Origin of the sequence: Viridibacillus soli, from assembly GCF_016612995.1 — a bacterium.
GTDB classification, from domain to species: Bacteria; Bacillota; Bacilli; order Bacillales_A; family Planococcaceae; genus Viridibacillus; species Viridibacillus soli.
In genome coordinates, this window is record NZ_JAEOAH010000031.1 from 60261 (window position 1) to 76640 (window position 16380).

Here is a 16380-nt window from a genome sequence, read left to right on the forward strand (position 1 = left end):
TCCAACAATTCACCCTATAGACGCCAGCCGAACCATTTCCGATTCACTTTTTCAAAAAAAATATGTATACCTCTATTAAACCATAGAAAAAAACCTCTGATTATAACAATCAGAGGTCTACTCTTATACTATTTCAGATTACACGCTCTCAATAAGCGCTTTCTTGTAATCCGCTATTTAGCACTCCGTCCGCCACTACAATTTGCCCGTTTTTAATGACTGTGTGTGTATGATTCATGCCGTAGAAATATTGAAGTTGCTGATAGTTTGCGACATCTAGAATGAGCACATCTGCTTTTTTTCCGGCTTCAAGCGAGCCGATTTCTTGCCCACGATTAATCGCATACGCAGCATTAATAGTAGTCGCAGTCAAAACTTCTTCCATTGTCATACCCATATTCATACATGCTAAATTCATAATGAATGGCAATGAAATTGTCGGTGATGAGCCTGGGTTAAAATCAGTTGAAATGGCAACTGGCACCCCTTCATCTATCATTAAGCGTCCTCTAGCAGAATCTGCTTTTAAGAAAAATGCTGTTCCCGGTAATAAAACCGCAACCGTACCAGCCTCTGCCATATCACGAATGCCTTTATCAGATGCGACTAATAAATGTTCCGCCGAAATAGCGCCAACTTCCGCAGCAAGCTCCGCTCCTTCATATGGTTCAATTTCATCCGCATGAATTTTAGGAATCAGGCCATATTCCTTTCCTGCCAACAAAATCTTGCGTGACTGCTCCGGCGTGAAAACACCTTTCTCACAAAAGACATCATTAAACTCTGCAAGCTTTTCTTTTGCTACTTTAGGAATCATCTCATTTATAATAAGATCTACAAATGCATCTGGGTTTTCTTTAAATTCAGCAGGTACAGCATGGGCTCCCATAAATGTGCTCACAACATCAACTACATGATTTTCTTGGAGTTTTTTCGCGACTTGTAGCTGTTTTTCCTCAGTATTCCAATCTAAGCCATAGCCACTTTTCGCCTCAACAGTAGTAATGCCATGCTTTAAAAAATCATTTAAATGCTTATATGTTTTCTCATAAAGATGTTCAAATGATGCCTCACGTGTTTTTTTCGTCGTTGCATGAATACCACCACCTGCATTCATAATGTCCATATAAGTTGCACCATTTAATCGCATTTGGAATTCATTTTCACGTGTACCACCAAATACTAAATGTGTATGGGCATCTACTAATCCAGGCATAACAACTTTACCCGTTGCATCGATTGTTTTCGCCTTTGCTACTAACTCAGGATACAACGTTTGAAGAGATTCCTTCGTACCCACTGCCACAATGCGGTCCTCATCTATCAGAACACTACCACCTACAATAATATTCAACGCTCTCATCTCTTGTCTAGTTCGTGGCTTGTTATGCTCCGCTTGAAAAGTGATTACTTGATTTGCATCATTGATTAGTAAAGTCATTTTTCATCATCCTTCTGTTTTTAACATTGGCATATGAATATTTTGTTCTTTTGCTGTTTTTATCGCAATATCATATCCTGCATCTGCATGACGGACAACGCCCATGCCAGGGTCAGAGATTAATACACGATTGATTTTATCCGCTGCAAGTTTTGTACCATCTGCAACAAGTACTTGGCCAGCATGTTGAGAATAGCCCATTCCTACTCCTCCACCATGATGGACACTCACCCAGCTCGCTCCACCCGCTGTATTGACTAACGCATTTAATATTGGCCAATCTGATACTGCATCCGAGCCATCTTTCATACCTTCTGTTTCACGGTTAGGCGATGCAACTGAGCCGGAATCTAAATGATCGCGCCCAAAGACGATTGGCGCTTTCAATACACCAGAAGCCACCATTTCATTGACTTTCAAAGCAAAACGATGGCGATCACCATAACCTAACCAGCAAATACGCGCCGGTAGTCCTTGCCACTTCACCATTTTCTGGGCCATATGAATCCAGTTTACAAGCACCTCATCTTCCGCGAACATTTCTTTCGCAAGAGCATCTGTTTTATAAATATCTTCTGGATCACCTGATAATGCAGCCCAGCGGAATGGTCCTTTTCCTTCGCAAAATAGTGGACGAATATAGGCTGGTACAAACCCAGGGAAATCAAAGGCATTTTCTACACCCATTTCCTGCGCGTATTTACGGATATTGTTACCATAATCAAATACTTCTGCACCCGCTGTTTGGAAATCGAGCATTGCTTGCACATGATCTGCCATTGCTTGCTTCGACTTTTGTTCATATACTTTCGGGTCACTTTTGCGTAGCTGTAATGCTTCTTCCAATGACATATGATTTGGAACATAACCATTTAACGGATCATGCGCACTTGTTTGGTCCGTTACGAAATCTGGAACAATGCCGCGATCATGAATTTCACGGTAAATGTCTGCACAGTTTCCAACAAGTCCGATAGAGGCCGGTTCATTTTTCTCTTGTAATTCTTTAGCCATTTTGAGTGCGTCATCTAAATTCTCAACTAAGTAATCACAGTAACCTTCTTTGATTTTGCGTTCGATTCGTTTTTTATCTACTTCCACTACTAGAATGACAGCCCCAGCCATTTTACCGGCTAACGGTTGAGCTCCACTCATACCACCCATTCCGCCTGTTAAGATCAATTTGCCACGTAAATCTGCACTACCAAATACTTTTTTACCAGCTTCTACAAAACTTAAATACGTACCTTGTAAAATCCCTTGTGCTCCGATATAGATCCAGCTTCCCGCTGTCATTTGTCCATACATCATTAAATCCTTGTCTTCTAATTCATAGAAATGATCCCAGTTTGCCCACGCAGGTACAAGGTTTGAATTGGCGATTAAAACGCGCGGCGCATTTTCATGTGTAGGGAAGACAGCAACTGGCTTACCTGATTGCACTAGCAATGTTTCATCATTTTCTAATTCTTTTAATGTGGCAATAATTTGTTCATAGCTTTCCCAGTTACGTGCCGCTTTTCCAATTCCTCCGTAAACGACTAGCTCATCCGGGTTTTCTGCTACTTCTGGATCCAAATTATTCATGAGCATACGCATTGCAGCTTCTTGCGTCCATCCCTTACATGAAATTTCAGTTCCTGTAGGTGACTTAATTATTTGTTTTACATTTTCCATCTTAATACACTCCCTTTAAAATAATAAAAATGCGATAGGTGTAACTAAAATTAATGTCAATACAACACGTTGGAACCAAATGATCACCATTTGGCGAATTGTTAATGGTATCTCTGTTGAAAGAATGACAGGTATAACCGCTGAAAAGAATAATATTGCTGAAACAGATACTACCGCTACGATGAACTTCGTCATTACTGCCGCATTGGCAACTAATAATGATGGTAAGAAAATCTCAGCAATTGAAACAGATAATGCTTTTGCAGTAAGCATTGGTTCTGGTAATTGCAAGATCCATGTGAATGGTAAGAACAGATAAGCCACCCAATCAAAAATGGGTGTATACATTGCTAATACGAGCCCCAGTAATCCAATTGATAGAATCGATGGTAATACACCCATCGCCATGATTAAACCCTCTTTTAAATGTTGCAACAGATTTTTCCAAAGCGGTGGATTTACCTTCACCGCATTCATCGCTTCAGACCACGCTGTCTGAAATCTTTTTTCGGTCACAATAATCTCTGGATCACCTTCTTCAACAATATATTCATCCTTCAACTTACCAAGAGGCCAAATACGAGCTGTAATTGCTGTAACGAGAAAGGTAATAATGAGTGACACCCAGAAAAACGCGCTCCAATAAGCCATCAAATCTAGCGTATTCGCAATAACGACCATAAATGTTACAGATACTGTTGAAAATCCTGTCGCAATAATGGCTGCTTCACGAATTGTATATTTCCCTTGATTGAATACACGATTTGTTAATAGAAGCCCCACTGAATAACTCCCTACGAATGAAGCCACTGCATCCACTGCAGAACGTCCAGGTGTTCTAAAAATCGGACGCATTACTGGTTGCATGAACACCCCTATAAATTCAAGCAAACCGTAACTGATTAATAACGCAAGGAATATGGCTCCGATAGGAATAAGTACGCCTACTGGTTTTATCAATTTCTCCATTAAAAATGGCCCTACACTCGGATCAAATAACCATGTTGGCCCTACGCCGAAAATAAGTAATAAGCCAACAACTAAACCGACTACTTTGAAAACTGACATCACAATACTCACGATATCTTTGTTCCAAGATTTCGAAATAAATGGGTATGCAGCACCGCACAATAGCATGATGACAATATAAATACTCACTACAGTTGGTGCATTCGTTGATAACCAGCTAACGATATGATCTAGTAAAATAGACGATTTACCGTTGTATGTAAATGTTACAAAAAAGCTAAATATACCAATCAAGCTACAAACAACAAATTTGAAGACAGACATGACATCTGTTTTAGAACGCTTTACATTCAACTCATTTTCTTGAACACTCTCCAATCCCATCTCCTCCCTTACGTATAATTCTAATATTCTGATTTCAAAAAATGTATGTAAAAAATCTTTGTAATAGTGGATTTATTTTTGAATGTATGGAATTATATTAAATATTAAGGTAATTTTTTTATATATTACCTTAATATTTAATAATCATAAAAAATGACAGGTGTTGATTAATTGAAACTATTAATTATTGATCGTGACCATACAGAGAGAACCGGTATAAAATGGTTTATCACACATTATCAATTAGAGATTACAACTGTTTTCGAAGTGGGAACGATAGAGGAAGCTGTCAATTGTATTGAATTGGAGAGTCCTGAAATTATTTTGCTAGAGCTTGAGCTATTAGCCTATGATTCAAAAAATGCATTAAAAACAATGTTGGCGATTCACCCACATCAATTGATCACCATGACTGCTGAACCACTCTTTAAAAATGCTTTAGAGGCATTATCACTGCGCTCCTTAACATTGCTTGTAAAGCCACTTGATTTGAATTTGCTGAAGCATTACTTAACACATGCTTCAAGACAAGATTTTCAAACTGAGCAAGGGCACCTATCACTTACAAAACAGTATTCTATTTATCCAGCCATATTTTTAGAAGATAGCTTTGCAGAACATGAAGAATTTACTTATTGCATGCTTTTTGAAACTGAATTTGCCAAACATAATGAGCAACTATTCCATTGGCTACAATCATTACAGCTATCCAATCATTTTACGTTTTATCCTTTATCAAAACGTATTATTGTCTTTTCGAACGACGGAACAATAGAAGAATGCACAAAAAAAGCGAAATCTCTCATTCGAGAATGGAATAATTCAAACGATGCTCACTTAAATATCGCCATTTATGATTTACCAAATCAATCGATTAAAACGATGTATACCGCACTTAAGCAAGCGTTAAATCTACGTTTTCAAAGCGGATTTTCACAAGTTTTTTATGTCAGTCAACTGCCTATTTATGAAAAATTCAATCATTTTTTAACGATTGAGCAACAACGCCTTTGGATCAATAGCTTAGAACAAAACGATGCTCAAGCTGTAAAACAATTTTTATATAACATTTCGAATATGAATACATTTTATCAACCAGACGCTATTCGCATACATCTCACAAGTATACTGGCACAAGTGCGTCGCTTCATGCTGAAATATCAAATGGATAAAATGATAGATGTGGAACAAAAATACGACCTTCTATTCGATATCACTTTGAACCATCCGATGCTCTATACAATCATCCAAGAGTTTGTCCTATTTTGCCAAGAAGTCATGAACCAAGCCGTGCAGCAAAAAGAACAAGGCCAGTTTGACTATGTTAACGGCGCTCTGGATTATATTGACATTTACTATACGGATAGCAAATTGACTCTAGACACTCTCGCCAACTTTTTAGGTATTAGCGGCAGTTATTTAAGCATGCTTTTTTCCACGACAAAGGGCGTGACATTTAAACAATATTTGAATGAAAAACGTCTCTCTCATGCCGGAGATTTACTTAGAGAAACAGGTTTATCTGTAAATGAAATCTCAGCTGCAAGCGGATTTAACGACCCTAATTATTTCTCAAAAGTATTTAAAGCAAAATACGAACGAAGTCCACTAGCATTTCGCCGGCAAGAAAAATTGGAAGGTGATTGACATACAAATAAACCTAGTTTCCATTTAGCATAAGAAACTAGGTTTATTTTATTTCAGGTGTATTGATTAGGGAAATATTAGGTTGTCATTTACCGTTAAAATGGTTTTTTATGTTCGATATTAACGTATGTTACTACATTTTTTAGTTGATTGTAGCGGAAGGTGCTCGACTCCTGCGGGAAATGCAAGCGAACCGAGACCCTGCACGGAGCGTAGTGAAGGAAGCGGCTTGGTGCTTGCCCGCGGAAAGCAAGCATCCCGTAGCGGAAATCAACCTACCACTTTAATGGTAATTGGAATTAATTCTTCAAAACTTCGGCCAATATCAGTTCCTAACACACTAATAATTGGTAAATTTCTACTGAAGAAACCATCTCCTAAATTTTCTTATTTACAAAACATCACAACCAATTTATAGATATAATAGTAAATTTAAACATAAATAAACGTATTTACTTATGATACTGTTCTCTACAATGAGTTTAAATGAGTTATTTTAGTCTGTCCCCGCGTTTAGCAGATACAATCCACTTATTGATTAATCTGTCACTCTATTGGAAATTTCACATAAATTAAAATGATACTGTACTAAAGGTACTCATTTTACGATAGGCTTACTCTTCATAGATTGAATTCAAATCAGATTATTTCATCCCTTTAGATAAACAATAATCAGACAGAGATTTGTCTCACCAATTATTAATTGAGATTTTATAAAGAAAGGAATGGCTATGGTAAATTTTAAATCTTTTCGTGGGATTGTTACACAGATGAATGATTTTACAATTGGGCAAAATGCGGAAGGGGGGGAAGGTTGTTATAAACTAATGACGGTAGAAGATGGTACTGGCGGCATCGTCAATTTTATGGTCTCACCTTCTACTTACTTTGTAAACCAAGAAATTGTGACTCTCGATAATTGGATTACTGGATATTATGATGGTGATGCACCTGTACCTATGATATACCCTCCGCAATATCGAGCGCTTGTCGTTGTAAAGGAAAACAACAATCAAAATGTAAAAGTAGACTTTTTTAATAACCAATTGGTGAGTAGTGATGGCATATTGCAATTAAATCTCTCTCCCTATACCCCTATCTTACTTAAAAATGGGCAGCCTTTTTCAAAAAACCCTGCAAATCGAAACTTAATTGTCATCTATGGTCCTACTACAAGAAGTATTCCTGCACAAACCACACCGTATGAAATAATCGTTTGGTGTTAACTAAAGATTAACTTCAATATTAAAAATTAATATTTATTTCCTAAATCATTGGATTACAGTCCGTGATCCGCTGAAAAAGAAAGCCTTATGTTTCCTCACCTGCGCAACATGTCGCTGAAAATCGCTAACACGTGGATTTCTGCAAGCAAACCAATTGAAAAATGGATGACCAAGAAAAATTAAACGGCTTGAGTCCATTAGAATAAAGGGCTCAAGCCGTTTAAGCATTATATTATATCGACTGTCTACTTGACAGGGAGCAGTTCAAAATCTGCGTGGGTTATTGTCTTACTGCTTTTTCACTTTTTCTTGCACTTCGTGTAATTGCTGCTTGATCAGCTCTAAGTATTCTTTATTTTGTTGGACTGTCTCTAAATGCTCACCATATTGTTCTGCATTCAAGCTTGCATTTTCTGCATGTTCTATTTGATTGAAAGTATGCTCAATCGCTATCTCCTCCGGGTGTGACATTGCTTGCTTTAACATACGCTCTGCCTTTTGAACAGAGTTGCTAAACAAAGTGCTTGGATGATCCTGTTTCCAACTTATATCTGAGTGCTTAGCCAATTATGCCTCTTCCCTTCCTATCAATTAGATTAGATTAGATAAATTATCTAGTCATAGTATTGTAAAAATGTCCAGAAAATATGCACGGATTAAGTAGCGTATATCTATGTAATCTAATTAATGAATTCTTGTACAAAACTTTGACTATTGATACATCATCTAAAAAAAGAGTAAATAAAAATTTAAAATAGCTAGTGGATATTCTGATTTTGGAACGGAGATCTCTGCTAGATAAAATTACATTCTAAATATTTCAGGAATAGTCCTTATTCCTCTTCAACTAAACTGCCACTTTACTTGAAAAAGCAAAAAGCGATTCTTCATTATGAAAGAATCGCCTCCGTTAGTTGAAAATCAATTTATGAGTTAAGGCCTTCATTCAAAAAACACGCCAGGAAGAGCATTTTCACGTAACTTAATTGCATAAATACCTCTTCTGGTAGCTCAATAGGGGCTTTTATCCCTCATATAGATAAGCGCTTAAAACCTATTAACTCTGTGCCTGCATAAAAACTTCTTCATACGGCTGAACAATGACAAAACCGTCTCCTTCAAACCTCATTTGAATCGATTCTCCACTACCTCTTCCAATGAAGGTTTTTAGTGAAATATCCGTTTGAAATTCAGGTTGAAGGTTTCCCGACCACGCTACAGTTGCATTTGGATCTGTAATAATTGGTTTTCCTGGTGTTACACGTAATGTGAGTGGTTCATAATGGGCGGTAATGGCAATCATACCAGTTCCTTCGCAGCGAACATTAAACAAACCACCTGCCATCATACCTGCTACTTTTCTCATAAGCTTAATATTGTGTCTGATAGATGGTTCGAATGCAAGTAGGTCATTTCCATTTACATAAATTGCTTCGTTCTGTAAATAAAGAATAATGATTTTTTTTCCACTGTCAGCAAGATATAACTTTCCTTGCCCATTTGCTTTCATGAGGGCAGCACCTTCACCAGTCAAAGCCTTTTTGAACATAGCCCCAATTCCATGTTCTAAAATACCCTCTCGCTCAAACTTAATCCTTCCATGATAAGCGACCATTGAACCTGCCTTGGCCCATACGAGTCCATCCAGATTCACCTCTAACAAACGAGGTGTCTCTAATTCAAAAAATCCTTCTCCTTTGTCCTCTTGCTCCGTATTTTTAATAAATTCAGCAATCGAGTATTTATTCATGCCACACAACCTTTCATTTTTAACATATACGTAGAAATGTGCAACCAGGTTTCAACTAAAGCCTCTGTTACTTGAATAACATCTAAAACCCCTAATATAAACTATACAAATTACTATCTATAAAATATGTCATAATTGAAGTGTGGATTTTCGATTTATTATAATTTGATTAAATTATAACCAATGAATCATGAAGGGTTTCAACAGTATCTATCTTATGCAAAATATTTAGGAATAAACAAAATTGGGCTTCACGTTTTTTGTCATATAGAAGTAAAGCTGCAAAAGAAGAAACGGCATAAAATATATCATAACAAAACATATGAACATCAACATCATATCTCTTTTCTTCTCTTTGTAATATTTTGTCGCCATAAAAGCACCACACATCAATAACATCGCACAAGCAATATAAGAAACGATGTTTGCTCCTACACCTTACCTATTTCGATGCCTAATGCCGCTATAAGGTATATAAAAGACACAAATAAAGAGCTTTTTCCTTCTTCTCTAATTTTCTACTTTTCTTTTTCGCCACTTTATACCAATGCTTCACAACTTCTTTCGACACCTACTTCGCCACAATAGCTTCTACTTTTTCCGCATATTTTTTTTGAACTTCGACCGCATAAAACACTTCGTACACTTCATCGTTTTTTTCGACCGGAATCTTTCAGACAACCGCATTAAAATATCTTTGAGTCCTATTTCAAAAGGAACATTACTTTTCTCTAAGTGTTCGATAATTGCCAGGACAGCATCTTCTGAATGTCCAATCGATATTTTCTTATTGAACAAACTCAACACCTCTTACGAAACAAGTTAAATTACACTTAATTATACTAGTTCATTCGACCTTTCCCATAAACTAAAATATAACGTACTCTTTAAAGTATCTGATGCTTTCGTTTAGCAACAATCTTTGAGAAAACAGCATTTTATTCGGAATAGGATTTTGGATATTGAGCTAACGTAGGGCGTTAATTAAAGATTATTGAGTTGCATAGGCAGCTCTTTTTTTCTTTGGACTAGAGGTGCAGATTGGTTAAATGGGTATGATTAGTAATATGCTAGTTACACAGCTCAGCTGAATTGTTATAATTTAACTGTTACTCAATCTAAATTAATAAAAAATGGGGAAAAACAAATTAAACTATATTACAGGAGTGATTATATGGAACAGGGAAGAATGATAGAACAGGAAATGTATCGCAGGGCCATTGAATTTATTCCTAATAGGTACCCAAAAGGCTGGGGCGGCGTAGCAATAATTCATTCAGAAGATGAACAATATTTTACTAGTGTTTCTATTGAAACAGCAAATTCGAGTGTAGACTTATGTATTGAAGTAGGAGCAATGTGTGAGGCACATAAATGCAATGTACGTGTAACCCACTGTTTATGTGTTGTAAGAGATGATGAAAATAGTCCTTTTAAGGTACTTTCGCCTTGCGGTGTATGTCAAGAAAGATTACGTTTTTGGGGTGTAGATGTCAAGGTCGGTGTCACTACTCCAGATAATACGTTAAAGTTTGTGACCTTAAATGAATTACAGCCATACCATTGGACAAATGCATATCCAGCAGAAGAGTTAGAACAATATCATAAATGATTATATTAAGAAACGTTTGTGAAAAGATGTACTTAAATTAACGAGGAGCTTTTGTTGAATACTAGATTCGCGAAATATTCAGATCAAAACAGCGATAATCCCACAAGTTTTTGTAGAATCATCGCTGTTATTTATCACAAGACAGTAAAAGCAACAGTCATTGAGAAAACAGCCTTTAGAAAAAAGCCAATTTAATTCACTATGAGCTATTTAGAACAGACCACTTGCTCACACATTTGCTCACATAATTATTTTTTCGAGTTAATTTTTTTAACTCAGTTAATTCTAGGGTTGCTTAAAACCTTGATAAATCGTACTGAATTTACTGAGTTTAACTAGTTTGATTAAGTGCCTTTACCCTTCTTGGATCAACGCCCCCGTTAGTTAAAAAAATTTGTTAGGTTGGATAATAGATCGTCATACTTAATCGGGTTAATGTTTCTCCAGAATTATAATATGTGTGAGGTCTATCTGCCCTAAATCTGAATGAATCTCCACTTTTTAATTTATATTTACATTCACTGACACGAATCGTTACTTCTCCATCAAAAACAGTGATAAATTCCTCAGTGCCCTCTCTATGGGAATCAGAACTTAATATCCCTTCCTGTTCAATTTCAACAGAGTAAACTTCAAAGCGTCTATCTTCTTGGTAGGGAAAGTAGGGATATACTCTATACCTTCCATTATCTTCAGACAATACTTGAATTTCATTTCTTAAAACAACTTTAGCATCAGGCTGCGGATTATTTATTAGAGAAGTAAAAGAAATCTTTAATCCATTAGCTATTTTCCAAATAGTTGTAAGAGTTGGACTTGACTCTCCTCTTTCAATTTGCCCTATCATCGTTTTGCTTACCCCACTTAATTGAGAGACCTTTTCCAAACTTAATTTTTCTTTCTCTCTAATAGCTTTTAAATTTCTTGCAAGAATAAGATGAATCTCCTCCATACACTCACTCCTATACAATGTACAATATAACGACTGTTGTATATAATATAAAGAACGACGTTATATTGTTTGCTTCGGACATTATAACATACATCATAAAAGGGAGGTCCAAAAATGCCTGTATTTTCATTTTTGTTATTTGTTTTTATTACCAGTTTTACTCCAGGTCCCAACAATATCATGGCAATGGCGTTTGCGAATAAATATGGATTGAAAAAAACAATTAAATTTTGTTTAGGCGTGGGTGTCGGATTTTTTGTTATCACATTATTATGTAGTTTTTTAAATGTCATACTTACAAGTGCTATGCCAATAATTGAATTTCCTTTGACCATTTTTGGTGTAGGTTACATGTTATATTTGGCTTTTAAAATACTTACCAGTAAAGATAATGACGGCGGAAATAATGACGGTAATAGAAACTTTTTCTTAATAGGTATCTTGTTACAATTTGTTAATCCAAAAGGTATTCTTTTTGGAATAACAGTAGTAGCAACCTTCATTCTGCCCTATTACGCTTCATATTTCAGCTACCTTCTTTTCTCATTATTTTTAGGAATGGTTGGTTTAATGAGTACATTTAGTTGGAGTCTATTTGGTTCGATTTTTCAAAAGCTCTTATTACAATACAGACAACAGTTTAATATAATTATGGCAGTTTTATTGGTATATAGTGCTTTTTCAATTCTTATCAAATAGAGTAAGTAGTAAAACGATATTATTTTAAAAGAAAAAAGTGACTCAATTTGGTCGCTAATTTTGGTCTATTGAGTCATGAACACCATATATAGTTAACTGTTCAAGGCGATTAGCTGGAAGTTTTTCGAGGTAATTCGCAATTTGATTTCCTTCATTTTCATTATCACTTTTTTTATATAAAATGGAAAAGGCGTAACTAGAGATTTTACTTTAAATATTGATTGATATACTGTTGGAAAAGCTTGTTATTTAATCTCCCTATGAAAGCTTTCTTCTATATTTATTATCTTATAATTTCAAATGAAATATATACAACAAGAAAAAACTGACGATATCTCACCAGCTTTAATTTTTAATAAATTATCAAATTGCATTTTAGTTTATTACCATATTAGGCGTGTTGATTAGGGAAATATTAGGTTGTTATTTACCGTTAAAATGGTTTTTTTATGTTCAATATTAACGTATGTTACTACATTTTTTAGTTGATTGTAGCGGAGGGTGCTCGACTCCTGCTTGCCCGCGGAAAGATAGCATCCCGTAGCGAAAATCAACCTAACACTTTAATTGCAATGGTTAAAATCGGTTAATTAACACACCTGTTACCATATATTTTAATCTCATTTTTTTCCGGCCCTAAACCCAAGGATAAATATGAATAGCATACAAACATAAGCAACGATAATAATCGTTGTTCCATTGATTGAAAAAAAGATTGATGATAGTTTGCTAGCAAGCCAAGCAAATGAAAGAATGTAGTACTGAGGAATTGCTGCGATATGTACATTTCTGTCCACATTATCTGTTAGCATGAATTGCCAGATAAATAGTAGAAGAGATATTATCCATAAACTATTTCCAAATAGGAAACCTTGCAGTTGATTTTTGCTAAGTCGCCCAATTATGTACCCAATCCACAACCAATAAACAACAAAAAAGATTTGTGCAATCATTGGATAAAGTGGGATTATTAAAGTATTTCCTAAATAACCATATATTCCAGGTACGGCTATCAAAATAATTCCTAATATATATTTCATCATTTTTGCCTCCCATTAAATAGAGTTTCTACTATATAGATATGAACCTACGCCGTCTATTATTTCAGTCGTTCCTAATTTCCCCTAAATAATTTCAACAAAAAAGGTAACCTCATTGGATTACCCATTCAAAATATAAGTTAGTTATTTATATATAATAACAGGTGTGTTGATTAGGAGAATTTTAGGTTTTTATTTTCCGTTAAAATGTTTTTTTACGTTCAATATTAACGTATGTTACTACACTTTTAGTTGATTGTAGCGGAGGGTTCTCGACTCCTGCGGGAAATGCAAGCGAACCGAGACCCTGCACGGAGCGTAGCGGATATCAACCAGCCACATTAATAGTTATGGTTAAAATTGGTTAATCAATACACCTGTCATACTAATATACTATTCTTCTAATTTTGACCAGTATCCTATTAAACCGGTGTGTCGTTTTTCATCGAATTACATTTTCTTAAAATAATAATGACGTATGGAAAACGCTAGAGTTACTATGATTACTAGAAATGCAATGGTAATACTAATAATAAAACTTACGACATAACTTGTTTTTGCATCTACTAAATTTTCCATGACTGTTAAATAGATTGGCAAAAATAGAGCCGTTCCAAAAACGGTTTGATAAGCTATAATCATACTGTTCTCTTTTGTACATACAATGCCAACTATGATATACAAAATACAAAATACAATACTGATAATGACTGAAACCATCAAAAATCCACTTTCCATTTTGAAGCTACCCATATCTAAAACATACGCAAAATAAAATAAGACGAACCCTAAAAACGCCGAACTAACTATCTGCTTTACAAAATTCATCTTCCCACCCTTTTCCTCTATTTATATTATTTCAACGCAATGCCAATACTTAAACCTAAATGCGGTACACTTCCCCAGGCTGTACTTATGAAATATTCATTTCTTCATTATCCTAAATCCCCAAAAATGACAGTGTAAAAGATGGCTAAAGCAGAATAATTCCCCCAACAAATCGCCATCATTACTTTCAATATATGATTAATTGTCGATTAGTAACACCCGTGCCCAAATGAGTGCTACTAAATCATTTCTGCTACTGCAATTTTAAAAAGTATGTAAGATCGTCATCTATTGCTTGCTTTCTACACTGTATGCTAGTTTATGCTTGAAGGATTTTTTTGTTACGGAAAAGCCATTTCAGCACTGTGTTCAAAAACGGTTATTCATACATCAAATGTTCTCCAACTATTAGAGCTTGATTTCATAAAAAAAATTGTAAACAATCAATATTGGATCGCTTACAATTTATATATCTTCCTATTGCTAAATAATTTTGTGAACATAAAATGATTGGAGTGAATTTCAATTGAAATTATTCTACTCAAAATCCCCCCACTCATTTTTGATAATAAGAACGATAAAGTAGCGTCATCGCTACTAAAAATTCTTCCCAGTTAGCGTATGTATGTTGTATATCTACAGTCACATCCGCTTTAAAGAACTCGCCTCGACCACTACTACCAATCTTCTGCCCATTATGTAGAATTTCAACCTTACCCCCAACTGTATACGACTGCCAATCGAATTTTTCATCTCCAATTGTTGCTGTCATCGATTCTTTTAAAGTCATCATATTTTTGGCATTAACATTCGTTTTCACATTCCCAATCATTTGTCCATTTTTCTCGATTTTCCATGATTCATGCATTTTTTTAACTGAATTTCGCATCCAGTGCATTTTATATGTATTCTCAGCAAACGTAAAATCTAAAGACAAATACCATAACTCCTTTTCCTCAACTAGTTCAGCTATAATACGATGCCATCTTTTTTCATAATAACGTTTAAATTCGCCTGTATATGTGGATCCATTATAAATTTTTTTCGGAGTCAAAACAGACCATTGACCTAAATAAGAAGACCAACTTTGCAATTCATTCTTGGGAACATAATTCATTTCTTTTTTTACTTGTCGTCTTACAATTAAATATAAAACAACGGTTCCTACTGGTAACAAGAATGCTGTTAACAATTGTTCCAGTTCAAATTTATCTAATATTAACCAACGTAAACCAATGGCTATTAATATTAATACAAAGAGTGTATTAAATCGCATCATCTAGAATGCACCTCCTAATCTCTTATACTGAAAAAACAGTTTTTTGTTTTACTTTCTTTAGAAATGAGGCTATATTAAATGTTATTTTTTTCCAATATAAAAGTGCGTTCATTTATTCGATTATTAGGATCTCAATGAGGTGTATCTGCAACATTAGTAGCACCAGCAATCGTTCTTGCTTTCATACTAGTTTATAAAATATCATTAAATGGCTGGTGTGAGATGAAAGTTAAAAATTAGAATTACCACTTCACATTCAAGACTTTGACAAATATATGGATACCATAATACTTAAGAGCATGGCATGGTAATCCAGCAGTTCAAGGGAATTGAAACAAATCATAAATGAATAGTTAATCCCTAACAACACTTTATGCTTTACACTTTTCTTATTTTCAGTTTAAACACCTCAAATTGATTATGATAAGCATTATAACTTAAGACAATACATTTGAGTCTACAAGTAGCTCTTTATGATTGATTTCAGAATAATTATGATATAATGTGGAATATATAAGAAAGACGGGATGCATCAACATCTCGCCTACCTAGTAACTAATCCAAGCGGTTAGTTGCTCCTATTTAATTTTTCTTTCTTTTAGAAGGCTTCCCGTTTCTCTTGGAGGATTGGCGGGTGGTCTTCTTTTTGCGTTTTTTAGTGGATATAATTTTTAAAAATAAAATAATTGTCTGTGCGACAATCGTTTTAGTTGCTTCCACTAGTACGACAAATAGAATATCTATATCGGTCACCCCCTTTCTCTATCAAGTAAAGAGAAAGGAACTAGGGCAACCTCCCACCCGGTAAGTTACATAGTATAATAATACCATATATACCCCAAACTATTCATAGAGAAGATTCTTATCCAAAAATAA

The 16380-nt window shown here is 35.1% G+C and carries 14 protein-coding genes and 1 pseudogene; 5 read left to right on the top strand and 10 right to left on the bottom strand.

Going from position 1 to position 16380, the window contains the following annotated elements; translation table 11 throughout:
* Positions 1-148 precede the first annotated feature (148 nt).
* From hutI to JFL43_RS16795, 3 genes are read right to left on the bottom strand one after another with little or no spacing between them, the layout of a single operon-like run.
* Complete coding sequence (hutI, locus tag JFL43_RS16785; protein ID WP_200749940.1) at positions 149-1441, bottom strand: imidazolonepropionase; 1293 nt, start codon at positions 1439-1441, stop codon at positions 149-151.
* Positions 1442-1447: 6 nt separating this feature from the next.
* Positions 1448-3118 (bottom strand): urocanate hydratase, encoded by a 1671-nt coding sequence (gene hutU / locus JFL43_RS16790; protein WP_100797612.1) that lies wholly within the window; start codon positions 3116-3118, stop codon positions 1448-1450.
* Between the two features lie 15 nt (positions 3119-3133).
* Complete coding sequence (locus JFL43_RS16795; protein ID WP_200749941.1) at positions 3134-4471, bottom strand: YjiH family protein; 1338 nt, start codon at positions 4469-4471, stop codon at positions 3134-3136.
* Between the two features lie 171 nt (positions 4472-4642).
* Here JFL43_RS16795 and JFL43_RS16800 point away from each other — a divergent pair, with 171 nt between their 5' ends.
* Together JFL43_RS16800 and JFL43_RS16805 are read left to right on the top strand one after the other, a co-directional pair.
* A complete protein-coding gene (locus JFL43_RS16800; protein ID WP_200749942.1) occupies positions 4643-6118 on the top strand; it encodes a response regulator transcription factor in 1476 nt (491 codons plus the stop codon).
* Positions 6119-6849: 731 nt separating this feature from the next.
* A complete protein-coding gene (locus tag JFL43_RS16805; protein WP_200749943.1) occupies positions 6850-7344 on the top strand; it encodes a hypothetical protein in 495 nt (164 codons plus the stop codon).
* 288 nt (positions 7345-7632) lie between these two features.
* On the opposite strand, the gene JFL43_RS16810 is transcribed toward JFL43_RS16805, so the two are convergent.
* Both JFL43_RS16810 and JFL43_RS16815 read right to left on the bottom strand, forming a co-directional pair.
* Positions 7633-7911, bottom strand: a complete 279-nt coding sequence (locus JFL43_RS16810; protein WP_200749944.1) for a hypothetical protein — start codon at positions 7909-7911, stop codon at positions 7633-7635.
* Positions 7912-8401: 490 nt separating this feature from the next.
* Entirely contained in the window at positions 8402-9094 is a 693-nt protein-coding gene (locus JFL43_RS16815) for an AIM24 family protein (RefSeq protein ID WP_200749945.1), read from the bottom strand.
* Between the two features lie 1174 nt (positions 9095-10268).
* On the opposite strand from JFL43_RS16815, the gene JFL43_RS16820 reads away from it, so the two are divergent.
* Positions 10269-10706 (top strand): cytidine deaminase, encoded by a 438-nt coding sequence (locus tag JFL43_RS16820; RefSeq protein WP_100797623.1) that lies wholly within the window; start codon positions 10269-10271, stop codon positions 10704-10706.
* A 54-nt stretch (positions 10707-10760) separates the two neighbouring features.
* Positions 10761-10901 carry a hypothetical protein gene (locus JFL43_RS16825; RefSeq protein WP_200749946.1) on the top strand — a complete coding sequence of 47 codons (141 nt, stop codon included), beginning with the start codon at positions 10761-10763 and terminating at the stop codon, positions 10899-10901.
* A 202-nt stretch (positions 10902-11103) separates the two neighbouring features.
* Here the strand turns inward: JFL43_RS16825 and JFL43_RS16830 are convergent, their stop codons facing one another.
* Positions 11104-11658 (bottom strand): helix-turn-helix domain-containing protein, encoded by a 555-nt coding sequence (locus tag JFL43_RS16830; protein ID WP_200749947.1) that lies wholly within the window; start codon positions 11656-11658, stop codon positions 11104-11106.
* 114 nt (positions 11659-11772) lie between these two features.
* Between JFL43_RS16830 and JFL43_RS16835 the strand changes: the two genes are divergently transcribed.
* Positions 11773-12357, top strand: coding sequence for a LysE family transporter (locus JFL43_RS16835; RefSeq protein ID WP_200749948.1), 585 nt, complete (start codon positions 11773-11775; stop codon positions 12355-12357).
* Between the two features lie 81 nt (positions 12358-12438).
* Here the strand turns inward: JFL43_RS16835 and JFL43_RS22745 are convergent.
* From JFL43_RS22745 to JFL43_RS16850, 4 genes and pseudogenes are all read right to left on the bottom strand, one after another.
* Positions 12439-12540: pseudogene (locus tag JFL43_RS22745) on the bottom strand (glycerophosphodiester phosphodiesterase family protein); the annotation flags it as partial.
* 437 nt (positions 12541-12977) lie between these two features.
* Positions 12978-13400 carry a hypothetical protein gene (locus JFL43_RS16840; protein ID WP_200749949.1) on the bottom strand — a complete coding sequence of 141 codons (423 nt, stop codon included), beginning with the start codon at positions 13398-13400 and terminating at the stop codon, positions 12978-12980.
* A 447-nt stretch (positions 13401-13847) separates the two neighbouring features.
* Positions 13848-14225, bottom strand: a complete 378-nt coding sequence (locus tag JFL43_RS16845) for a hypothetical protein (protein ID WP_200749950.1) — start codon at positions 14223-14225, stop codon at positions 13848-13850.
* Positions 14226-14781: 556 nt separating this feature from the next.
* Positions 14782-15504 (bottom strand): hypothetical protein, encoded by a 723-nt coding sequence (locus JFL43_RS16850; RefSeq protein WP_200749951.1) that lies wholly within the window; start codon positions 15502-15504, stop codon positions 14782-14784.
* Positions 15505-16380: the final 876 nt, after the last annotated feature.